Source organism: Mesorhizobium sp. M1396 (assembly GCF_040317725.1).
In the GTDB taxonomy this organism is placed as follows: Bacteria; Pseudomonadota; Alphaproteobacteria; order Rhizobiales; family Rhizobiaceae; genus Mesorhizobium.
The window spans coordinates 1-21,626 of the sequence record NZ_JAMYLA010000012.1 but is presented as its reverse complement, the minus strand read 5'-3'; the positions used below and the strand labels follow the sequence as shown (position 1 = coordinate 21,626).

Genomic DNA, 21,626 nt, shown 5'->3' with positions numbered 1-21,626 from the left:
GGCCTTGACGAACAGCGCCTGTCGCAAAGTTAATGCTTCAGTATTTGCCTCTACTCGGCAGCACAGCGCCGGCCATCGCCGAACCACGAGACAGACGAGCAAGACATGTCCCTGACGCTTCATTTCCATCCGCTGGCCTCCTTCTGCTGGAAGCCGTTGATCGCGCTCTATGAGAACGCCACGCCGTTTACGCCAGATATCGTCGATCTCGGCGACGAGCAATCGCGCGCGGCCTTCCTGAAGATTTCGCCGAGCGGCAAGATGCCGGCGCTGCGCGACGATGCGCGCGACCGCACAGTGCTGGAGTCGACCATCGTCGTCGAATATCTGGCCGCGCATTATCCGGGACCGGTCGACCTCGTTCCCGCCGACATCGATCTGGCGCTGGCAGTCCGCCAGGCCGATCGCTTCTATGATTTCTACGTGCAGGAGCCGATGCAGAAGATCGTCGGTGACCGGTTGCGTCCACAGGACAAGACCGATCCATTCGGCGTCGAGCAGGCCCGCGCTCTGTTGCGCAACTCCTACGCCATCATCGAAGAGGATATGCGCTCGAAGACCTGGGCGATGGGCGACACCTTCACCATGGCCGATTGCGCGGCGTCCCCCGCGCTGTTCTATGCCAACAAGGTCGAACCGTTCGGCGACAACTACCCGGCCGTGAAGCGCTATCACGACCGGCTGGTGCAACGGCCTCCCTTCGCCAGGGTGATCGAGGAGGCGCAGCCCTACTTCAAGTTCTTCCCCTACAATGACGGCTGATCGCGATGCTGCACGATCCTGCCCAGATTGATCGGATGTTCCAGGCGCTCGCCGACCCGGCGCGGCGGCAGATGATTGATCGGCTATCGCGCGGCCCCCTTCGGTCAGCCAACTGGCCGAGGGCACGGCACGTCCGACCGAACGGGTCAGGCTTCCCAGAACTGATCGAGCCAGATGTTGAGTTTGAGGAAGCCGGTATTGCTCACCGTATAGACGCGTCTTGTGCCTTCGGCTTTGGCGTGGACCAGCCCGGCATCGAGCAGTACTTTCAAATGCTGCGAAACGGCTGGCCGCGATACGGGCAAACCCGAAGCGAGTTCGTTGACGGTTTTCGGGCCGCGGCGAAGTTCTTCCAGAAGATGGCGCCGGTTGGGATCGGCAATCGCCATGAAGGCGTCGGAAAACATCATGCCTTATTTGTGGGGCAAAGCCTTTCGAATCTCAACCGTCTGCTTCTGCTTTTCTTCTGGGGTCAAGCCGCAATGCTTCCGGCGTCACCGAACGGTCGGCCGGCTGCGTCTTGAAGGCGTCACGATCGCCGATCGGTACCGGCGCGCGGCGGCTGATGCGCAGCAGCGTATAGCCGGCCAGGCAGAGATGCGCGAAGGCGGTCGCCAGGAACAGGCCTTCCGGGCGCATCCAGCCCATCAGGGCGGCGGCCAGCAAGGGGCCGATCATCGTGCCGAAGCCGTAGAGCAGCAGCAGGCCGCCCGACACCTTGACGAAATCCTCCGAGCGCGCGTGGTCGTTGGCATGCGCCACGGCGATCGAATAGAGCGTGTAGGCGAAGGCGCCATAGGCCGCGGTGAAGACGATGACGAAGACGCTGGAGCGTGGCTCGAACAGGAAGATCATGAGCGCGAACAGGGCCGCGCCGAAAGCCGCCCCCGCCAGCACGAAACGCCGGTCGGTCTTGTCGGACAGACGCCCGGCCGGAAGCTGCATGGCAGCACCGGCAACGACCACAAGGCTCATCATCAGGGCGATCTCGGCCGTGGAAATGCCGATGCGGGCCCCATAGACCGCGCCAAGCGTGCCCCAGGCGCCGTTGGCGATGCCGATCAATACGCAAGCGACGGCCGACACCGGCGAATTGGCATAAAGGCCTTTGACGTCGAGCGAGACATCCTGCAGCGGCTTGGGGTGGGAAGCGCTCGAGACCGCGGTCGGAATGAGCGACAGGCAAAACAGGATGCCGGTGATCATGAACAGCGACGCCGATTTCACGTCGCCACCGGCGACGATCATCTGCCCGCCCATGATCGAGGCATAGGTGACCATCATGTAGAGGCCGAAGACGGTACCGCGATTCTCGTTGGTGGCTTTCTCGTTCAGCCAGCTTTCGATGACCATGAAGGCGCCGGCCATGGTGAAGCCGGTGAAGGCGCGCAGCAGGATCCAGACATATTCGTCGATGATCAGCCCGGTGAGCAGCGCCACGATGGCGCCCGACGCGGCAAAGGCGCCGAAGGCGCGCACATGGCCCGCGCGGCGCACGATGCGCGGCGCGAAGAAGCAGCCGGTGACGAAGCCGCCGGCCCAGGCCGTGCCCATCAGGCCGAGCGATGCGGTCGAGAAGCCTTCCAACTGACCGCGCAGCGGCAGCAGCAGCCCGTGCAATCCGGACGCCGCCAGCAGGAAGGCGGTGCCGCGAAGCAGCGAGAGGATCGGGCGGTAGGTTGCGAACATTGTTTGATCCGGCTCGTGTTTGACAGGGGCGCTGGGTCTGAAGACCGTCGCATTCGGGCTTTTCGGCGGCGGGCCTTTGCGCCCGCGCTGCTATCCGCGGCGGAACAGCGCCTCGGCAGCCGATTTGGTGGTGTCCTTGGCCTTGAGCTCGGCCTCCAGCCTGGCGATCTCGTCTCGCAGGATGCCGATGCGTTCCGACAATTCACCGACGGAAAGCAGCGACAGGTCCTGCCCGATCTCATGCGGGCGCGCCTTCTTGGGTTCGTCGTCGAAGATCGCCATCGTCGCTCCTCCCTGATTTGGCCATTTGCCTGATTTGGCAATCAGCATACATAGGGCAGGGGCGTCGATGCAAACGGCCGATCGGATAACGGCGAGGAAAGACGGGAAATCTCATGGCGAGCGGACAGAAAATTCCGGCAAGAATGACGGCCATTGCGATCTCGGAGCCGGGTGGCCCAAGGGTGCTGAAGCCGGAAACACGCGACGTGCCGCAGCCCGGCCCCGGCGAGATACTGATCAAGGTGCATGCCGCCGGCGTCAACCGGCCCGATATCCAGCAGCGCAAGGGCGCCTATCCGCCGCCGCCCGGCGCCTCGGACCTGCCGGGCCTCGAGGCGTCGGGCGAAGTGGCGGCCGTCGGCGACGACATATCGCGCTGGCGCATTGGCGACCGCGTCTGCGCGCTCACACCCGGTGGCGGCTATGCCGAATATGTCAAGGTTCATGCCGGCAGCGTGCTGCCGCTGCCGGCCGGCTTCACCCACACCGAAGCAGCGGCCGTGCCGGAAAACTACTTCACCGTCTGGCACAATGTGTTCGAGCGCGGCGGCCTGAAGCGCGGCGAGACGCTGCTCGTCCATGGCGGTTCGTCCGGTATCGGCACCACGGCAATCCAGCTTGCCTCGGCCTTCGGCGCCTATGTCATCACCACCGCCGGCAGCAAGGAGAAATGCGATGCCTGCCTGAAGCTCGGCGCCGACCGCGCGATCAACTATCGCGAGGAGGATTTCGTTGCCGCGGTGAAGGAGGCAACGGGCGGCAAGGGCGCCAATGTCATCCTCGACATGGTCGGCGGCGACTATGTGGCGCGCAACTACGAGGCCGCGGCGGTCGAAGGCCGTATCGTCCAGATTGCCGTGCAGGCCGGTGCCGTGGCGAGCGCCGATTTCTCCAAGATCATGGTCAAGCGGCTCGTCCACACCGGGTCGACGCTGAGGCCGCGCACCGTCGAGTTCAAGGCGGCGATCGCGGCGGCGCTGGAAGCGCAGGTGTGGCCGTTGCTCGGTACCCGCAAGGTGGCGCCGGTGATGGACATGATCTTCCCGCTCAGCGAAGCCTGGCGGGCGCATGAGCGCATGGAAGACGGCGAGAATATCGGCAAGATCGTGCTGGACGTCGGCTAACCCGGCATCACTTGAAGCCGAATACGTCCCTGGCGTGCGCCTCACTGCCTACAAGATGAACAGATGCTTAATGCTGCAATGCAGCATTTGCATCATTGCTATGCAAAATCAGCCATTCAAGTCCTCATCGATGACGCCTATTTGAGCACCATCGAAAACGAACACCGATTTGGAGGACTATCATGAACCCGATCCGCGCTTACCGTAACTGGCGTATGTACAACGAGACCGTCCGCGAACTGAACCGCCTCAACGCACGTCAGCTCAGCGACCTCGGCATCAACCGCGCCGACATCGAAAAGATCGCCCGCAGGGCCATCTAACCGTCGAGCGTGACCCGCGAAGGTTACGCCTGGCAAGCCAGAGCCGCGTCAGACGGGATTCCCGTCGCGGTTCCGAGCCCGCTGGACACAGTCCGGCGGGTTTTGTCGTTTTGGGCGCAGTTTCGCTCGCGGCATTGGCGCGAGCGCCATCCAGTCATTGCTTCCAAAAACATTGCGAAACAACAATGGAACGGTTATACAGGCCGCGAATTTCCCATTTTGGTGGCTCCAAACCACCGCCCGCGCGGGAACGCGGGCGAACGAGAAGGATTTTTAAATGGCCAATACGCTGCTGATGCCCAAGGCGACCGCCGTCTGGCTGGTCGACAACACCGCGCTTTCCTTCGAGCAGATCGCGCAGTTCTGCGGGCTGCATCCGCTCGAGGTCAAGGCGATCGCCGACGGCGAATCGGCGCAAGGCATCAAGGGCATGGATCCGATCATGACCGGCCAGCTGACCCGCGACGAGATCGCGCGCGCCGAGAAAGACCCGAACCAGCGCCTGAAGCTTTCGGAGCCCAAGGTGCGGGTGCCCGAATCCAAGCGCAAGGGTCCGCGCTACACGCCGCTGTCGAAGCGGCAGGACCGGCCGAATGCCATTCTCTGGCTGGTGCGCAACCATCCCGAGCTCAAGGACGCGCAAATCTCGCGCCTCGTCGGCACCACCAAGTCGACGATCGAGCAGATCCGCGAGCGCAAGCATTGGAACTCGGCCAATCTGCAGCCGATGGATCCGGTGACGCTGGGCCTTGCCTCGCAGATCGACCTCGACATGGAAGTCAACCGTGCCTCACGCGGTCGCGAACAGGCGCAGCCGGTCGGTGACACGCTGCTGCCGGCGGCCCTGACCGAGCGGTTGGTGCCGGCTCCCGAGAAGCCGAAGGACGAGGATGCCGAACTCGACGCAAACGCCGTGTTCGCCAAGCTCTCGGCCTTGAAGTCGAAGAACACGGACAACGACGACGACGACGAGTAAGATTGTCCGACATTCCAAGAAAAAGCCCGCTTCGAGCGTCGCTTCGAGCGGGCTTTTTTGTGGGGTGCGTCAGGTCTCAGGTCCGCGCGGCGCGATCCGGCGCCATGCCGTAATCCTCGCTGCGCTCCACGGCCCGGTAGAAGTCGGCGAGCTGCTTGCCGCGCTCCGGCTTGAAGATGCGGCCGGCGATCACCACCGAGGCGATGCGGTCGATGCGGAAGGCGCGGAAGTCATCGCGCATCTCGCACCAGGCGACCAGCGTCCACACCTTGCCCCAGAACCACAAGCCAAGCGGACGGATATCGCGGGCGGTGCCGCGGCCGGCCTCGTCCGAGTAGTCGATGGTCAGCACCTGGCGCTTTTCGACCGCGCGCTCGATCAGGTCGATCGCCTCGCGGGCGGCATCACTGACCACCCACATCGGCGTATGGATCTCGGTGCGGGCGATGCGGTCCTTTTCGGCGTCGGGCAGTACGGCGCCGATCTTGACCAGTGCCTCGTCGGCGGCGCGCGCCATGGCGGCGCCGCCAAAGGCACGCACCATGCGGGCGCCGGCAACCAGCGCGACGATCTCGTCACGTGTGAACATCAGCGGCGGAAGGTCGAAACCCTCTCTCATCATGTAGCCAACGCCGGCCTCGCCGTCGATCGGCACGCCGGTCGACTGCAGGTCGGCAATATCGCGGTAGATGGTTCGCTCGGAAACCTCGAGCCACGTGCCGAGCTTCTGAGCGGTGACCAGACGGCCACCACGCAGATGCTGCACAATCTGAAAGAGCCTGTCGGCGCGGCGCATCGTTTGCTTCCCCAGTGTTGTTCCCATGCATGCCGTGGCTCCCGGACCGGGTCCACTTCCAGACGACATGCATTACGGCGTCAGCCCTTCGCATTTGCGCTGCGTGGCGACGAATGCCGCGCCGAAGGAAGTTTACTCGTTGTCGGCGTCTTCGCATCACGCACGCGCCAGAAGGGTGCTACGTCCCTCAGTGTCATGCCGTGCTCGAGATCCTCATTGGCGGCCTCCGCAACCGTGCGAAGATGATAGCCGATGGTGACAGGACATGTCACTTCGGCGCCATGCTCGATGGCGAGCGCCGTGCGCAACGCACGCACGTCCACCTCGACTCCTTCGGAAATCGAGCGGATGAAATCATCGACCTGACGCGGCGTCGGCACCAGCATCGACTGACCTTCGACGACATCGGCCATCGTGCGCGGCGTCGGCTTCACGCCGTTGCTGCCTGGTGTGTCCAGCCTGTCGTTCCAACTCTTCATCGATCGCCCTTTCGACCGCCGATGCGCAGTGTCTGAGGCTCGCACCATCGCACGTCCCTCCTGACAGCATACTGTCAGGAGGCTTCAGCATACTCCTTGGCGAACAGTGTTCGCATCTGGGCGAGATCGCTGCCTCTTTCCGGATAGAGTGTGTTGAGAAAGGCGAGTGCGAAGGTGCCTGGCGCCGAACCGGGCGCGGAAACAATCTTGCCGTCAGCCACGGCATACGGCACATCCTGATAATTGCTGTCGCCGGCATAGCCGGCCTCATGACCATTGATCCAGTCGCGGCCATTGCTGGTGTGCCTGGCTTTCTCGAACAGGCCGGCGCGGGCCAGCGCCAGCGTGCCGGCGCAGATACCGCCGACCACGCCGTCGCGCGATGCAACGGCGTTGAGCAGGTCGGTAACATCCGGCGGTGCCTTGCCAAACCACTGATCGGAGCCGATGACGGCGACGGCGTCGAGATCGGTATTCTCATCCGCCTCTGCCGAGCGATCGGGCGTCAGCCGGAATCCGCTGATCCCGGTCACCGGCTTGCCGTCGGGCGTCAGCGATACGGCGCGGGCGCCGAACCATTCGACCGCCGAGGCCGCCAGCAGCCCGTATTCCCAGTCGGCAAAGCCTTCGATGAAAAGAAAGCCGATTGTCTTTCGTTCAGGCATAAGCTCGCTCCATTCCTCGCGCGCCAAACCTTGCTGCTGGGCTTTTTATCTGGGCGTTGACGCGCCCACGTCCAACCGCCGGGTCGAAATTCGTCTCAATTGCCGCGAAAGCGACGGTCGGCATACATGTCCGGCCAGCCGATATCCTTGCGAATGTCCTCCGGCAGCGAGTTCATGAACCGCTGGGTGCGGATCTCGTTGCGCATCGTGCGGATCTTGCCGACATAGTGCTGCATGCCGCGCAGAATGGTAAAACCGTTCATGGCTAGTCTCCTCTCTGTGTATGGAGACACTATCGCATACCCCTCCTGACAGCAGTCTGTCAGGAGGGTGGCAGGGCACACGACAATAGTTCCGACCGGAACCTCCGGCAGGAAAAGCATCGTTTTCTCACCACATCAGACCGAGACCACGGCAGGCTCTTGGTTGGCGACCGTTCACCGCAAGGGGTGCCGGTCAAGGCGCTGCTGTTCAGCTTTCAGCGACGGACTGTCGGCACGCATGGTCTTCAGCGATGTGGCCGCGGTTCTGATATGAAGGGAGAAAATTCTTCCCCGAAAACAGGGAGACGACCATGAGCTTGCAACTGACAGGAATCCATCATCTGACCGCCATCACCGCCAATGCGCCGGGCAATCTTCACTTCTACACGAAGGTGCTGGGCCTGCGGCTGGTCAAGAAGACGGTGAACCAGGACGACACCTCGGCCTATCACCTCTTCTATGCCGATGGCGAAGCCACACCGGGCACCGATCTCACCTTCTTCGATTGGCCTGTCGGACGCGAGAAGCGCGGCACGCACAGCATCGTGCGGACCAGCCTCAGGGTCCGCAGCCAGGACAGCCTTGCCTGGTGGAAGCAGCACTTGGCGGACGAAGGCATCGCGACAGGAGAGATCTCCGACATCGGCGGCTACCCCAGTCTGGATTTCGAGGATCCCGAAGGCCAGCGCCTTCGGCTCGTCAGCGACGGCGGCAAGGGCGACAGCCATCCCTGGGCGCAAAGCCCGGTGCCGGCCGAGCATCAGATCCGCGGGCTCGGGCCGATCGTCATCAGCGTTCCTGATATCACCAACACCGAGGCGGTGGTGATCAAGGTTATGAACATGCGCGAGGCACGCAAGTATGTGTCGCCGGAAGGCCAGGTTCACGTCTTCGAAATGGGAGAGGGAGGGCCGGCGGCGGAACTGCATGTCCTGGTGCAGCCAGGGCTGGCGCCGGCGCGGCAAGGTGCGGGTGCGGTTCACCATGTCGCCTTCAGGGCGCCGGACCAGGAGACGCTGCATCGATGGACTGCCCGGCTGGTCGAATTCCGTCTGCCGTCGAGCGGCGAGGTCGAGCGCTATTACTTCCGCTCGCTCTACTTCCGCGAGCCGAACGGCATCCTGTTCGAAATCGCCACCGACGGGCCGGGATTCACCGCCGACGAGCCGCTGGAGGCACTGGGTGAAAGCCTGGCCCTGCCGCCCTTCCTGGAAGCGAAACGCGCCTCGATCGAGGCCGGCCTCAAGCCGCTGAAGTAGATCGCTCCCTGGTCGAAGGTGGGCGCCGCGTTCCGGTTCGGGATCGCGGCGCCCATTCTTCTCAGGCGACGAAGGACGCGCTTTGACAGCCGGCCGCGTTGCTGGTCAAAGGCGGCATGTCGAAACTCCTCGCGCTCGTCATTGTTGGCATTATGGTGATCCAGTTGATCAAGCCGCTCGGCTGGCCGGGGCTGAAACGGCGCGGCGACTTCTGGAAGCTGGCGCTGCTGGCAATGGCCGCGATTTCCATAACAGCTGTGCTTGGGCACTGGACCTAGGCCAGCACCGGCCAAGGCGGCCGCGTCAGCCTCTGGCAAGCACCGGGTCGACGAGATGCTCGGCCCAGGCGCGGTAGCCTGCTTCCGAGGCGTGAAAGCCGTCGGAGGCAAAGCCCGCCTCGGGATTTGTGATGGGCAGGCGCGCCGCCGGCACCGCACCGCGCTCCAGGCAGAGGCGTTCGCCCATCCGATTCATTTCGGTGGCGCGGATCTCGAGGATCTTGCCGAGGAGCGGCGGCATCGCCGGCGCTCGCGTGAACTCCAGCACCGGCGACCACACCACCCGTGCCTCCGGCCATTTGGCACGGAGCGCATAGAGCAGGCCGCCGAATTCCTTCTTGAAGCGCGGCACGGAATGAAAATTCTTGGTGTCGTTGGTGCCGATGGCGAGCACGATGTGCGTCCATGGATCGGCCGACAGATTGGACAGGACATGGTCGCGGATCTGGCCTGACGTCGCCGAATTGAAGCCGGCGGCTCGCCAGCGCACGGCGCGGCCGGTGTTTTGCGCAATCAGCACGGCGAGTTGCGCGGCAAGTCCGTTTTCCGAATTGCCGATGCCGACCGAAGCGGCGGAGGAATCGCCCAGCACCAGAAGCGAGATCGCCGGCGCCGTGCCTGATATTTCATGCATGACCGGCCCCTGCGCCGGCAGCATGCGCGTCGTGCGGCGGCGCACGCCGAGGCCTTGCCAGACATATACCGGGTAAGCGAGCCAGGTGAGGAGGGCCGGGAAGCGCATGGCAATACCGTTAACGATCAAGGCAGCCTTAGCGCAAGTTTGTGCCCGGTTGAAAGCCTTCAGTCGCAGCAATTCGGCTTTGCCGCCCGCCGGTCCTGATATTCGTCGTGCAGCCGCACCCAGTCCATCAAACCGTGATAGGGGCCGTTTTCGTTGCGGCCCTTCGGCGTCATGTCGAGATAGTCATATGTGCCGATCAGCGCCTCGCCGCCGCGGGCGCGCGACATGAAGGTGAGGAAGATGTCGCCGGTTTCGTTCCTGTAGAAAACGCTGGTGCCGGGAAGCTCCTTCGATGTCCGGGGACGGGTCTCGAAATTGTAGGTGGTGTCGCCGGCGGCGATCTGCCTGTCGGTGAACGAGACCTGCATGTCGAAGTTGAAATCCGAGGCATAGGACGACAGCCAGTCGAATTTCCAGCCCATGCGCCGCTTGTAGGGCAGAAGTTCCGCCAGCGGCGCGCGCGAGATCACGACCAGCGACACGTCGTGATGCCTGAGGTGCTGATTGGCGCCGTCGATATGGTCGGCAAGGAACGAGCAGCCCTCGCAATGATGGTCGCAACCCGGCCCGAACATGAAGTGATAGACGATCAGCTGGCTGTTGGCGCCAAACAGGTCGGTCAGTTTCCTCGGCCCTTGCTCTGTCTCGAAGACATAGTCCTTCCTGATCTTCAGCCAGGGAAGCTCCCGCCGCTCAGCCGCGATCCGCTCGCGAAGCCGTGTCAGTTCCTTCTCGCGCGCCAGATGCGCCTTGTGCGCCCGGAACCAGTCTTCGCGCGAAACGACCTTGTTGCGATGCATGACCCTCTCCGTGTCCGTGCCACCCCCAAGGACGTTCGGGATGGGCGCAAACCGACATCGCCGGCTGTTTGTCTGAGCATGATCTCTGGACAAACGGTTTCCGTTTGTCCGAGAAAACCGGATTCCATTTTTCGGGCTCCAGCGCCGTAAAGGAGATAGGGACGGGGAGGCTCCATCCCAAGCCCGGCAAGGCCGCAAATAAAAACCCGGGCGCATCGGCCCGGGTTCGAAGGAATATGGAAGCGCTGTGATCAGGCGGCCCGTTCGAGGCTCGCCTTCCATTTTCCAAGCGCCGCCAGATGGTTCATATGGGCGCGATGGGAGAAGGCGGCCTGGCCGGCGGCGACGTTCGACGCCTTGCCGCTCCAGGCTTTCTGCGGCGCGGCCTGCAGCGCGCGGCCGTAGGAGAAGGTCAGCTTCCATGGGTGCGGGCCGATGGCGTTGATGGCGTTGAGGTTGGCGGTCGCTTCCTCGTCCTCCTGGCCGCCGGAGAGGAAGGCGATGCCCGGCACGGCTGCCGGTACGGTCTCACGAAACAGTTTTATGGTCTTTGCCGCGACTTCTTCAGGGCTGCTCACCTTGCCCGATTTCTTGCCGGCCAGCACCATGTTGGGCTTCAGGATGGTGCCTTCGAGGACCACGCGCGCCGCATGGAGTTCGTCATAGAGCTTGATCAGCGTGGCCTTTGAGATTTCATAGCAGGTGTCGATGTCGTGGGCTCCGTCCATCAGCACTTCCGGCTCGACGATCGGCACGATGCCGGCCTCCTGGCAAAGTGCCGCATAGCGGGCGAGTGCGTGGGCATTCGAGTTGATCGAGTTGGCCGAGGGCACGCCCTTGGCCTGATCGATGTCGATCACCGCGCGCCATTTGGCGAAGCGGGCGCCGAGCTTATAATAGTCGGCAAGGCGCTCGCGCAGGCCGTCGAGGCCCTCGGTGATGGTGTCGCCGGGAAAGCCGGCCAGAGGCTTGGCGCCGGCGTCGACCTTGATGCCGGGTATGGCGCCGGCCGCCTTGATGATGTCGACCAGCGGCGTGCCGTCGGCGGCCTTCTGGCGGATCGTCTCGTCGTAGAGGATGACGCCGGAAATGTAGCGGGTCATCGCGTCCCTGGCGCGAAACATCATCTCGCGGTAGTCGCGGCGGCTGTCGGCGGTCGATTCGACGCCGATGACGTCGAAGCGCTTCTTGATGGTTCCGGAACTTTCATCGGCGGCCAGCAGGCCCTTGCCATCGGCGACGATCGCGGCGGCAATGTCTTCGAGACGTTCGCTCATTCTGCTTCTCCTGAAGGGGTTCGTTCCGCGCTTAAGGGAAGTCTACCGCCAAAGGAAGGGCATCGGAAAGCTCGAATCGATTGAAAGTCCCGGACGATCCCGCCCGTTCTCCATGTGTTGATCGGCTTGTTTGTTTGCCGCGTTCCGCGACGCCAAGCGTGTCTAGCGTTTGAGCACATCGACGCCGGGCAGCGGCTTGCCTTCCATCCATTCCAGGAACGCGCCGCCGGCGGTCGAGACATAGGTGAAGTCGTCGGCGACACCGGCATGGTTGAGCGCCGCCACCGTATCGCCGCCGCCGGCGACCGAGACCAGCTTGCCGGCTCTGGTGCGTTGAGCAGCGTGCTTGGCCGCCGCCACCGTCGCATGGTCGAAGGGCGCGATCTCGAAGGCGCCGAGCGGGCCGTTCCACACCAGCGTCGCGGCGCGGTCGATCCATTCGCCGATGGTCGTCACGGTTCTGGCGCCGACATCAAGGATCATGCCGTCCGCCGGCACATCCGAGATGGCGACGGTCTCGCAGGCCGCGCCCGCCTTGAATTCCTTGGCAACGACGCCGTCGACCGGCAGGATGATGGCGCAGCCGGCCTCGGCCGCCTCGATCATGATCTGCTTGGCGGTCGTGGCGAGATCATGCTCACACAGCGATTTGCCGACATCGGTGCCGCGCGCGGCAAGGAAGGTGTTGGCCATGCCGCCACCGATGACCAGCGCGTCGACCTTTTTCACCAGGTTCATCAGCAGGTCGATCTTGGTCGAAACCTTGGCGCCACCGACGATGGCAACGACCGGACGGACCGGTTTTCCCAGACCCTTCTCCAGCGCTTCGAGTTCGGCCTGCATGGTGCGGCCGGCAAAGGCAGGCAACAGATGCGCCAGCCCCTCGGTCGACGAATGGGCGCGGTGCGCGGCGGAAAAGGCATCGTTGACGAAGATGTCGCCATTGGCGGCGAGCCGTTCGGTGAAGGCCGGATCGTTCTTTTCCTCGGCCTTGTAGAAGCGGGTGTTTTCGAGCAGCAGCACATCGCCCTTGTTCATGGCGGCGACGGCGCTTGCCGCCGTGTCGCCGACGCAGTCACTGGCGAAGCCAACGGGGCGGCCGAGCACGTCGGCCGTCGCCTTGGCGATCGGCTCCAGCGAGAATTCGGGCGAGGGACCATCCTTGGGCCGGCCGAAATGGGCAAGCAGGATGACCTTGGCGCCTTTGCCGGACAGTTCGGCGATTGTCGGTGCAATGCGTTCGATTCGGGTGGCGTCGGTGACCTTGCCCTCAGTGACGGGCACGTTGAGATCGACGCGCACCAGCACGCGCTTACCGCTGATGCTGCCGATGTCGTCGAGTGTCTTGAAGGCGGCCATTCGGGTTCCTTTCGCGAAAAATCGGGGGACCATACCCCGCGCCAACGATGATGCAAGGCTTAGGCCGGGTTCGAAACGAATTTTTGAAGGCGGCACGATTTTGTGCCGTGGCCGGATGAAGGGCAGCGCCGACAATCGAAGCTGTCAGTTTCCGGGTGCCGCCTTTTCGGGCGCGGGTTCCGGGGTCGGCGTCTCGTCCGCCCGCGCCTCGGCCGCCCGCGTCTCGGTAGGCTTGCGCCAGTTGCGGATGAAGGTGGAGAGACGGTCGCCGATTTCGCCGGCGCTGAGGAAAACCGGCACCCGCGCCACCGGCGCGGTCGGCTCGAAGGAAAGGCCGAGGCCTGTGATCTTGCCCTTGTCGTCGACATCGCGAACGATCAGTTCGATCGGGCCGAGGAGCACCCGGTCGGCATATTCGGCATGGCCGCCGAGCCGCGCCGTGACCAGCGCGCCGACGGTCAGTTGCTGCTCCGCGTCGGTGAGGCCGGGCCCATAGGCCACTTCCAGTTCGGCGGCGGAGCGTGCCGGATCGACGGCGAAAGCGCCGAAGAAATCGGCGTCCTCGGGATCGACCACCGCGCGACTGGCGAACAGCTTGTCGAGCAGGCGCGGATAGCGATCCGGCACGAAGATGTAGACCTGGTCGCCGGCGGCGAGCCGGCCCATGTCCTGGAAGCGCATCGAGCGGCCGTCGCGCAGCACCAGCGAGGGCCGTGCCCAGCGCGGGATGCGCTCGCCGCGCGCCACCGGACTGCCGTGTGCGACGCGATAGGCGAGAAGCTCGTGATGCGCCGAGCCCGGCAATTCCAGCTCGACCTTGTCCAGCGGTCCAAGGCGCGCCGGCACGATCAGGCCGAGGCGGCGTGCCAGCGGCCCGACCGTCCAGCCCTGGATGACCAGCGACACCAGCACGATGATGAAAGCGGTGTTGAAGATGACACGGCCGTTTTCCAGGCCGCCGAGCAGCGGGGTGATGGCGAGCAGGATCGACACCGCGCCGCGCAGGCCGACCCAGGAAACGAAGGCGACCTCGGGACGCGGCAGGCGGAATGGGACCAGGCACAGCCAGACCGCGATCGGCCGCGCGACGAACATCAGGAACAGGCCGAGCAGCACCGCCGGCACCATGATCGCCGGAAACTGCGACGGCGTCGCGAACAGGCCAAGGATGAGGAACATGATGATCTGCGCCAACCATGACATACCGTCCTGGAAGCGCTTGAGGATGGTGACGGCGCGGATGTCGGAGTTGCCGGCGATGAGGCCGGCGATATAGACCGCCAGGAAGCCCGAGCCGCCAATGGCGCCGGCGGCGGCAAACACCATCAGCGACAAGGTCAATACGAAGATCGGCAGCAGGCCGTGGTCGAGATTGAGCCGGTCGACGAGGCGTACGATGGCGAGGCCGCCGAGCACGCCGACGATGGCGCCGAGACCCATGTTGAGGAGGAAGCCGAGGAACAGGCTGGTGACCAGGACATTTGTCTCTGGGTTGGCGTGGGCGGCGATGACCTCGACCAGGGTGATGGTCAGGAAGATCGCGATCGGGTCGTTGGTGCCGGATTCCACCTCGAGCGTAGAGCGCACGCGTTCGCGCAGATTGATCTCGCCTGCGCGCAGCAGGAAGAACACGGCCGCGGCATCGGTGGAGGCGACAGCGGCGCCGAGCAGGAAGGATTCCAGCCAGGTCAGGTGGAGCAGATAGTGGGCGGCGGCGCCGAACAGGCCGGTGGTGACAAGCACGCCGAAGGTCGCCAGCGACAGGGCCGGGCCTGCCGCCTGCCGCAAGGCGTTGAGTGGCGTGCCGAAGCCGGAATCGAACAGGATGACGGCGAGCGCCAGTGAGCCGGCAAAATAGGCGATGCGGGCATTGTCGAAATGGATGCCGAGACCGTCGGTGCCGGTGGCCAGGCCAATGCAAAGAAACAGGAGCAGAAGAGGGGCGCCGAAGCGGAAGGCGATCAGGCTCGAAAAGGCGGCGGCGACGACAAGCGCTGTACCGACCAGCGTGACGAGATAGATCGCATGCTCCATCCGTGATTTGCCCCTCGAATTCCTCTTTCTCTCGCTTTACGGCAGAGTGGGGCGAAGACATGACCACTGCAAGGCGGCGGGGTGGTTTTTTGCCTATGCCGCTGATTTTTGGATGTTTTGACGCTCAGGACACCAATTGTGAAGGCGCAAGGCGCACCCATGAAAAACGCCCGGACGAAGCCGGGCGTTTCAAGTCTCGAGAAAGAGGGGTCCGCGATCAGGCGATGGTCTTGCCGAAGGCGACTGCTGTGTCGCCCATGCGGTTGGAGAACCCCCATTCATTGTCGTACCAGGACAGCACCGAAACGAAGTTGCCGTCCATCACCTTGGTCTGGTCGAGCGCCACGATCGAGGAGCGCGGATCGTGATTGAAGTCGATCGAGACATTCGGGTGATGGGTGACGCCGAGGATGCCCTTGAGCTTGCCGTTGGAGGCGGCGATCACCGCGTCGTTGATCTCCTGCACCGTGGTCGCACGCTTGGCGATGAACTTGAAATCGACGACCGAGACGTTCGGGGTCGGCACGCGGATCGAGATGCCGTCGAGCTTGCCCTTGAGGTCCGGGAGCACCAGGCCGATCGCCTTGGCGGCACCCGTCGAGGTCGGGATCTGCGACAGCGCGGCGGCGCGGCCGCGGTAGAGATCCTTGTGCATGGTGTCCAGCGTCGGCTGGTCGCCGGTGTAGGAATGGATGGTCGTCATCATGCCTTTTTCGATGCCGACCGTCTCGTGCAGCACGGCGGCCAGCGGCGCCAGGCAGTTGGTGGTGCACGACGCATTCGAGATGATGATGTGGTCCTTGGTCAACTGGTCGTGGTTGATGCCGTAGACCACGGTGAGGTCGGCGCCGTCAGCGGGCGCCGAGACCAGCACGCGCTTGGCGCCGGCGGTCAGGTGCGCGGCGGCCTTGTCGCGGGCGGTGAAGATGCCGGTGCATTCGAGCGCGATGTCGATGCCGAGTTCCTTCCACGGCAGCTGCGTCGGATCCTTGATCGCGGTGACCTTGAACGTCTCCTTGCCGACGGTGATCTGGTCGCCGGACACCGAGACTTCATGCGGGAAGCGGCCGTGCACGCTGTCGTAGCGCAGGAGGTGCGCGTTGGTCTCGACCGGGCCGAGATCGTTGACGGCGACGACGTCGATGTCCTTGCGGCCGGATTCATGGATGGCGCGCAGGATGTTACGGCCGATGCGGCCGAATCCGTTGATGGCAACTCTGACGGTCATTATTCTCTCCCTGGGAGCTGGACGGCAGACAATGGGTCCGCGGTTTCATAGCGGCGGAAGCGGAAAGAATCCAGCCGCGGCGACGTGGATTTAAATCGATTAGGTTGGGCCAGCCCGGCGAAACCGCGTTGCGAGATTTCGCCGGCTTTGAACCTAATTGGCATGCAGGCGGGCTTCCGCCGCCTTGGCCGCAGCTTCGGCGGTGATGCCAAAATGCGGATAAAGCTGTTCGATGGTGCCCGAAGCGCCGAAGCCGGTCATGCCGATGAAGATGCCGTCGGAGCCGATCAGATGATCCCAGCCCTGGCGGATGCCGGCTTCGATCGCCATCTTGATCGGTGCGTTGCCGATCGTCTTCTTGCGATAGTCGGCGCTCTGCTGGTCGAACAGTTCGAAGCAAGGCACCGAGACGACGCGGGTGGGATGGCCATGCTTTTCCAGCAGGTCGCGGGCGCCGAGCGCGATCTCGACCTCGGAGCCGGTGGCGAAGATCGTCACCGCCGCCTCGCCGCTGGCCGCGGCCAGTTCATAGGCGCCCTGGCTGCTGAGATTCTCAGCGACAAATTCGTTGCGCACCGTCGGCAGGTTCTGGCGGGTCAGCGCCAGGGTCGACGGCGTCTTTTCCGATGCAAGGGCGATCTGCCAGCACTCGGCGGTTTCCACCGCGTCGGCCGGGCGGAAGACATTGTGGTTGGGGATGGCGCGCAATGCGGCCAGATGCTCGACCGGCTGGTGGGTCGGGCCGTCTTCGCCCAGACCGATGGAATCATGGGTCATGACGAAGATCGAGCGGATGCCCATCAGCGATGCCAGCCGCATCGACGGACGGGCATAGTCGGAGAAGCACAGGAAGGTGCCGCCATAGGCGATGAGGCCGCCATGCAGCGTCAGGCCGTTGATCGCGGCCGCCATGCCGTGCTCACGGACGCCGTAGTGCACATAGCGCTGGCCATAATCGTCCGACGTGATGTTCTTGGTCTGGCTGGTCTTGGTGTTGTTGGAGCCGGTCAGGTCAGCGGAACCGCCAATGGTCTCGGGCACGGCGCCGTTGATGACTTCCAGCGCCATCTCGGACGATTTGCGAGTGGCGACCTTCGGCTTGTCGGCGGCGAGCTTCTTCTTGTAGTCGGCAATGACGGCGTCGAAATTGGATGGCAGCTTGCCATCGATTCGGCGTTCGAACTCGGCCTTCAGCTTTGCGTCGGCCTTGGCCAGGCGGCCTTCCCAGTCGGTGCGCGCCTTGACGCCGGCCTTGCCGGCGGTGCGCCAGGCGTCGAGGATGTCTGCCGGGATATCGAAAGGCGGCGAATCCCAGTTGAAGAACTTCCGCGCGCCGGCGATCTCTTCGGCGCCGAGCGGCGAACCGTGCGCCTTGTTGGTGCCGGCCTTGGTTGGCGCACCGAAGCCGATGGTCGTCTTGCAGGCGATCATCGTCGGCTTGTCGGAATGACGGGCGGCTTCGATGGCATAGGCGATGGCTTCCGGATCGGTGCCGTCGATATGGCTGGCATTCCAGCCGGAGGCCTGGAAGCGGGCGACCTGATCGGTGTTGTCGGACAGCGACACCGGACCGTCGATCGAGATGTTGTTGTTGTCCCAGAAGACGATCAGCTTGTTGAGCTTGAGGTGGCCGGCAAGCGCGATGGCTTCCTGGGACACACCTTCCATCAGGCAGCCGTCGCCAGCCAGCACATAGGTGTAGTGATCGACGAGGTCGTTGCCGAAGGCGGCGTTCATGATGCGCTCGCCGAGCGCGAAGCCGACCGAATTGGCGAGGCCCTGGCCGAGCGGGCCGGTCGTCGTCTCGATGCCGGCGGCATGGCCGTATTCGGGGTGTCCGGCGGTCTTCGATCCCAACTGGCGGAAGTGCTTGATCTGGTCGATGGTCATGTCTTCGTAGCCGGTCAGATGCAGCAGTGAATAGAGCAGCATCGAGCCATGGCCGGCCGACAGGATGAAACGGTCGCGGTCGGCCCAGTGCGGGGCCTTGGGATCATATTTCAGGAAGCGCGTGAACAGTACCGTGGCGATGTCGGCGCAGCCCATGGGCAGGCCGGGATGGCCGGAATTCGCCTTTTCGACGGCATCCATGGAGAGAAAGCGGATCGCATTGGCCATCCGGTCATGTTGTTCACGCGACGTCATGGTTCCTCCAGAAGTGGGGGTTTGGGGGCTTGGGAGAGCCCTTGAAAAGGGTGCGCGACACATAGCAGGCGCGCGCTTTTAGTCAACAAATCGGGTGCACATTTGCCGGCCTTGTGATGCCGGCGGCGGGTCTACATTAGCGTTAGCAGGGGACAGTCGCGAGAGCTTTGTTGACGTTGCCTTCACCCGGTGCCTAATGTTTCCTGGATAACGCGTTCTGAACGCGAACGATTCGGTGATGGGCAGGGCACAGGACGAAGGCCATGACCGGGGAAGCCACACTCAAGGAAGTCATCGCCAGGCTGGGCAAGGCCATCGAGGGGCTGGAAAACGCCGTCGCGGCCAAGCTCGAGCATGAACGCGATTACTCGGAAGCCGAGGCCGAGGTGCAGCGGATGAATGCCGACCGTTCCCGGCTGGCGCAGGAACTCGACAATTCCGAAGCGCGCGCCGAACGGCTGGAAGACGCCAACAAGGAAGTCTCGCGACGGCTGGTGACCGCCATGGAAACCATCCGCGCTGTGTTGGACAGGTAGGGGGCTGGACAGGTAGGCTCATGGCTCAAGTCACGGTTTCCATCGACGGCAAACAGTATCGGATGGCCTGCGACGAAGGCCAGGAAGATCATCTGATCGACCTTGCCGAACGTTTCGACCGCTATGTCTCGCATCTGAAGGACTCCTTTGGCGAGATCGGCGACCAGCGGCTGACGGTGATGGCCGGCATCATGGTGATGGACGAACTCTCGGAGCTGCAGAAGCGCGTCAAGGGCATGGAGAGCGAAGTGCTGACCTTGCGCAAGACGCGCGACGATGCGCTGACCAAGGCCGACAAGAACGACAGCGTGCTGACCAACGCGCTTGGCGCGCTGGCACAGCGGATGGAAGACCTGACGGCGACCTTGGCGGTCAACAAGGCCTGAGGCAAAGCGCAGCTTTCGAGTTCAACCCCAGGCTCTCATCCGCTGGCGGTGCCGCCGGCAGCATGAAAATTCTCGCTCTGCCGCCGACAAGAGTTTGATATTATCTCGCGGCCGCGATTTTTGCGCTAAGATGCGGGGATTGCCGGAGCTTGGACATGTGATGGCGGCATGATCTGCCGCCTCTTGCTTCTAGCGGAATCTGTTTACAGGGGAGATATGCCATGAGCCTTCGTATCAACGATATCGCGCCGGACTTCAGCGCCGAGACCACGCAAGGGACGATCAAGTTCCATGAATGGATTGGTGACGGCTGGGCGATCCTGTTCTCTCACCCGAAGAACTTCACGCCGGTCTGCACGACCGAGCTTGGCACGATGGCCGGGCTCGAGGGCGAGTTCAAGAAGCGCAACGTCAAGATCATCGGTATTTCGGTCGATCCGGTCGAAAGCCATGGCAAATGGCAGGACGACATCAAGACGGCGACCGGCCAAACGGTGCAGTATCCGCTGATCGGCGACAAGGATCTCAAGGTCGCCAAGCTCTACGACATGCTGCCGGGCGGAGCCGGCGAGACGTCGGAGGGCCGCACGCCCGCCGACAACGCCACGGTACGCTCGGTCTACGTCATCGGACCGGACAAGAAGATCAAGCTGGTGCTGACCTACCCGATGACCACGGGCCGCAACTTCGACGAGATCCTGCGCGCGGTCGATTCCATGCAACTGACCGCTAAACACCAGGTGGCGACGCCGGCGAACTGGAAGCAGGGAGAGGATGTCATCATCACCGCCGCCGTTTCCAACGAGGATGCGATCAAGCGTTTCGGCGCTTACGAGACAATCCTGCCCTATCTCAGGAAGACCAAGCAGCCGTCGGCCTAGGTTTTCTCGACCGGGTCGTTTTCGATTTTTGTCCTGTTTCTGGCAAGGCGTGCTTGACGAGCTCGCCTTGCTAGATGACCATGCTCTTAGTTCATTCCGGCAGAGAAAATCATTCCTGCCAGAGCGATAGGCAGGGGGCCGGAAATTGGACGCAGCTTTGGCCAAGCCGCTGGTCAGCGGCTTTTACGACAAGCCGACCGGAGCCATACAGTATGTCGTCGCCGACCCGGCGACGAAGCGCTGCGCCATCATCGATCCGATCCTCGATTTCGACGAGAGATCCGGCGCGACGGCAACGAAAAGCGCCGATGCCTTGCTGGACTTCATCCGGGCAAACGGACTGGAACTCGAGTGGATCCTCGATACCCATCCGCATGCCGATCATTTCTCGGCGGCGCATTATCTTCATGAGAAGACCGGCGCGCCGACGGCGATCGGCGACAGGGTCATCGAGGTCCAGAAACTGTGGAAGGCGATCTACAACTGGCCGGATTTTCCCGCCGACGGCTCGCAGTGGGACAGGCTGTTTGGCGAAGGCGATACCTTTCGGATCGGCAGCCTTCCGGTCAAGGTGCTGTTCTCGCCCGGCCATACACTGGCTTCGATCACCTACGTCGTTGGCGATGCAGCCTTCATCCACGATACGCTGTTCATACCCGACAGTGGCACGGCAAGGGCAGACTTTCCCGGTGGCAGCGCGGCGCGGCTGTGGCGCTCGATCCAGGGCATCCTGGCATTACCGGACGACACGCGCGTATTCGTTGGCCATGACTACCAGGAGGGTGGCCGCGAGCCGCGTTGGGAGAGCACTGTTGCTGAGCAAAGGGCGAAGAATGTCCACCTGGTTGCGGCGCACACCGAGGCCGAGTTCGTCGCCTTGCGCGAAGCGCGCGACAAGACATTGCCGATGCCGCGGCTGATCCTGCATGCGCTGCAGGTGAATATGAATGGCGGGCGGCTGCCGGAACCGGAGACCAACGGCCGGCGGTACCTGAAGTTTCCGCTGAATGGGCTTTGAGGAGTATTTCTGTGGCGGGCGCGGCCGGTGAAACTGCCGATCTCCCCACCTGCGGGGGAGATGCCCGGCAGGGCAGAGGGGGGTGCTGCCCCTCCGACCTGTCAGTTAATTGTGGCTATGCCTTCAGTCTTTCGGTTGGGTGACTGACGCCGAAAAGTAGCGATCCTTCACCCCCCCTCTGTCCTACCGGACATCTCCCCCGCAAGGGGGGAGATTGGCTGTCGCCCGGGTTTTCGCCAATCGCCCGCGCACCCGTAGACACAAAAAGGCGGGGCCCAGGGTCAGGGCGCCGCCCGTTGGTTGGTGTACCAACACACGCCGCCC

The 21,626-nt window shown here is 63.4% G+C and carries 24 protein-coding genes; 10 read left to right on the top strand and 14 right to left on the bottom strand.

Annotation, left to right across the window (positions count from 1 at the left end):
- The first annotated feature begins 105 nt into the window (after positions 1-105).
- The gene (locus NKH02_RS09920; protein ID WP_352878308.1) at positions 106-762 is read left to right on the top strand and encodes a glutathione S-transferase family protein; all 657 of its coding nucleotides are present in this window, start codon (positions 106-108) and stop codon (positions 760-762) included.
- A 146-nt stretch (positions 763-908) separates the two neighbouring features.
- Here the strand turns inward: NKH02_RS09920 and NKH02_RS09910 are convergent, their stop codons facing one another.
- The 3 genes from NKH02_RS09910 to NKH02_RS09900 all read right to left on the bottom strand — a co-directional run bounded on the left by NKH02_RS09910 (position 909) and on the right by NKH02_RS09900 (position 2,733).
- A complete protein-coding gene (locus NKH02_RS09910) occupies positions 909-1,172 on the bottom strand; it encodes an ArsR/SmtB family transcription factor (RefSeq protein WP_352864683.1) in 264 nt (87 codons plus the stop codon).
- 31 nt (positions 1,173-1,203) lie between these two features.
- The gene (locus NKH02_RS09905; RefSeq protein WP_136618343.1) at positions 1,204-2,451 is read right to left on the bottom strand and encodes an MFS transporter; all 1,248 of its coding nucleotides are present in this window, start codon (positions 2,449-2,451) and stop codon (positions 1,204-1,206) included.
- Between the two features lie 90 nt (positions 2,452-2,541).
- On the bottom strand, positions 2,542-2,733 hold the full coding sequence (locus NKH02_RS09900) for a DUF1192 domain-containing protein (protein WP_023757432.1): 192 nt from the start codon (positions 2,731-2,733) through the stop codon (positions 2,542-2,544).
- 113 nt (positions 2,734-2,846) lie between these two features.
- Between NKH02_RS09900 and NKH02_RS09895 the strand changes: the two genes are divergently transcribed.
- The 3 genes from NKH02_RS09895 (at position 2,847) to NKH02_RS09885 (ending at position 5,156) form a co-directional block, all read left to right on the top strand.
- Positions 2,847-3,857 carry an NAD(P)H-quinone oxidoreductase gene (locus NKH02_RS09895; RefSeq protein ID WP_352878306.1) on the top strand — a complete coding sequence of 337 codons (1,011 nt, stop codon included), beginning with the start codon at positions 2,847-2,849 and terminating at the stop codon, positions 3,855-3,857.
- Between the two features lie 182 nt (positions 3,858-4,039).
- On the top strand, positions 4,040-4,180 hold the full coding sequence (locus NKH02_RS09890; RefSeq protein ID WP_352864678.1) for a DUF1127 domain-containing protein: 141 nt from the start codon (positions 4,040-4,042) through the stop codon (positions 4,178-4,180).
- Positions 4,181-4,457: 277 nt separating this feature from the next.
- Complete coding sequence (locus NKH02_RS09885) at positions 4,458-5,156, top strand: DUF1013 domain-containing protein (protein ID WP_352878303.1); 699 nt, start codon at positions 4,458-4,460, stop codon at positions 5,154-5,156.
- A 76-nt stretch (positions 5,157-5,232) separates the two neighbouring features.
- On the opposite strand, the gene NKH02_RS09880 is transcribed toward NKH02_RS09885, so the two are convergent.
- The 4 genes from NKH02_RS09880 to NKH02_RS09865 all read right to left on the bottom strand — a co-directional run bounded on the left by NKH02_RS09880 (position 5,233) and on the right by NKH02_RS09865 (position 7,359).
- Positions 5,233-5,952: a helix-turn-helix transcriptional regulator gene (locus tag NKH02_RS09880; RefSeq protein ID WP_091578656.1), complete on the bottom strand. Its 720-nt coding sequence runs from the start codon at positions 5,950-5,952 to the stop codon at positions 5,233-5,235.
- Positions 5,953-6,032: 80 nt separating this feature from the next.
- Positions 6,033-6,431, bottom strand: a complete 399-nt coding sequence (locus NKH02_RS09875; protein ID WP_352878301.1) for a hypothetical protein — start codon at positions 6,429-6,431, stop codon at positions 6,033-6,035.
- Between the two features lie 74 nt (positions 6,432-6,505).
- Complete coding sequence (locus NKH02_RS09870) at positions 6,506-7,096, bottom strand: DJ-1/PfpI family protein (RefSeq protein ID WP_352878299.1); 591 nt, start codon at positions 7,094-7,096, stop codon at positions 6,506-6,508.
- Between the two features lie 95 nt (positions 7,097-7,191).
- Complete coding sequence (locus tag NKH02_RS09865; RefSeq protein ID WP_352864666.1) at positions 7,192-7,359, bottom strand: hypothetical protein; 168 nt, start codon at positions 7,357-7,359, stop codon at positions 7,192-7,194.
- A 311-nt stretch (positions 7,360-7,670) separates the two neighbouring features.
- Here NKH02_RS09865 and NKH02_RS09860 point away from each other — a divergent pair, with 311 nt between their 5' ends.
- A complete protein-coding gene (locus tag NKH02_RS09860) occupies positions 7,671-8,618 on the top strand; it encodes a ring-cleaving dioxygenase (RefSeq protein ID WP_352878297.1) in 948 nt (315 codons plus the stop codon).
- 98 nt (positions 8,619-8,716) lie between these two features.
- Complete coding sequence (locus NKH02_RS09855) at positions 8,717-8,896, top strand: hypothetical protein (protein WP_352871938.1); 180 nt, start codon at positions 8,717-8,719, stop codon at positions 8,894-8,896.
- 25 nt (positions 8,897-8,921) lie between these two features.
- Here the strand turns inward: NKH02_RS09855 and NKH02_RS09850 are convergent, their stop codons facing one another.
- The 7 genes from NKH02_RS09850 to tkt form a co-directional block, all read right to left on the bottom strand.
- Positions 8,922-9,638 carry an SGNH/GDSL hydrolase family protein gene (locus tag NKH02_RS09850; protein WP_352871936.1) on the bottom strand — a complete coding sequence of 239 codons (717 nt, stop codon included), beginning with the start codon at positions 9,636-9,638 and terminating at the stop codon, positions 8,922-8,924.
- Positions 9,639-9,697: 59 nt separating this feature from the next.
- The gene (locus NKH02_RS09845) at positions 9,698-10,438 is read right to left on the bottom strand and encodes a DUF899 domain-containing protein (RefSeq protein WP_352878294.1); all 741 of its coding nucleotides are present in this window, start codon (positions 10,436-10,438) and stop codon (positions 9,698-9,700) included.
- Between the two features lie 251 nt (positions 10,439-10,689).
- Positions 10,690-11,715, bottom strand: a complete 1,026-nt coding sequence (locus NKH02_RS09840; protein ID WP_352871933.1) for a class I fructose-bisphosphate aldolase — start codon at positions 11,713-11,715, stop codon at positions 10,690-10,692.
- Between the two features lie 162 nt (positions 11,716-11,877).
- Complete coding sequence (locus NKH02_RS09835; RefSeq protein WP_352878292.1) at positions 11,878-13,074, bottom strand: phosphoglycerate kinase; 1,197 nt, start codon at positions 13,072-13,074, stop codon at positions 11,878-11,880.
- A gap of 144 nt (positions 13,075-13,218) precedes the next feature.
- On the bottom strand, positions 13,219-15,108 hold the full coding sequence (locus NKH02_RS09830) for a potassium/proton antiporter (protein ID WP_352878290.1): 1,890 nt from the start codon (positions 15,106-15,108) through the stop codon (positions 13,219-13,221).
- Between the two features lie 217 nt (positions 15,109-15,325).
- Positions 15,326-16,336, bottom strand: coding sequence for a type I glyceraldehyde-3-phosphate dehydrogenase (gap, locus tag NKH02_RS09825; protein WP_352871930.1), 1,011 nt, complete (start codon positions 16,334-16,336; stop codon positions 15,326-15,328).
- A 153-nt stretch (positions 16,337-16,489) separates the two neighbouring features.
- Positions 16,490-18,481: a transketolase gene (gene tkt / locus NKH02_RS09820; RefSeq protein WP_352878287.1), complete on the bottom strand. Its 1,992-nt coding sequence runs from the start codon at positions 18,479-18,481 to the stop codon at positions 16,490-16,492.
- 263 nt (positions 18,482-18,744) lie between these two features.
- Between tkt and NKH02_RS09815 the strand changes: the two genes are divergently transcribed.
- From NKH02_RS09815 to NKH02_RS09800, 4 genes are all read left to right on the top strand, one after another.
- Positions 18,745-19,017 (top strand): DUF4164 domain-containing protein, encoded by a 273-nt coding sequence (locus NKH02_RS09815; RefSeq protein WP_013529251.1) that lies wholly within the window; start codon positions 18,745-18,747, stop codon positions 19,015-19,017.
- Positions 19,018-19,037: 20 nt separating this feature from the next.
- On the top strand, positions 19,038-19,403 hold the full coding sequence (locus NKH02_RS09810) for a cell division protein ZapA (protein WP_352871927.1): 366 nt from the start codon (positions 19,038-19,040) through the stop codon (positions 19,401-19,403).
- Between the two features lie 221 nt (positions 19,404-19,624).
- Complete coding sequence (locus tag NKH02_RS09805; RefSeq protein ID WP_352871926.1) at positions 19,625-20,284, top strand: peroxiredoxin; 660 nt, start codon at positions 19,625-19,627, stop codon at positions 20,282-20,284.
- A 145-nt stretch (positions 20,285-20,429) separates the two neighbouring features.
- Positions 20,430-21,302 carry an MBL fold metallo-hydrolase gene (locus NKH02_RS09800; RefSeq protein WP_352878284.1) on the top strand — a complete coding sequence of 291 codons (873 nt, stop codon included), beginning with the start codon at positions 20,430-20,432 and terminating at the stop codon, positions 21,300-21,302.
- Positions 21,303-21,626 lie beyond the last annotated feature (324 nt).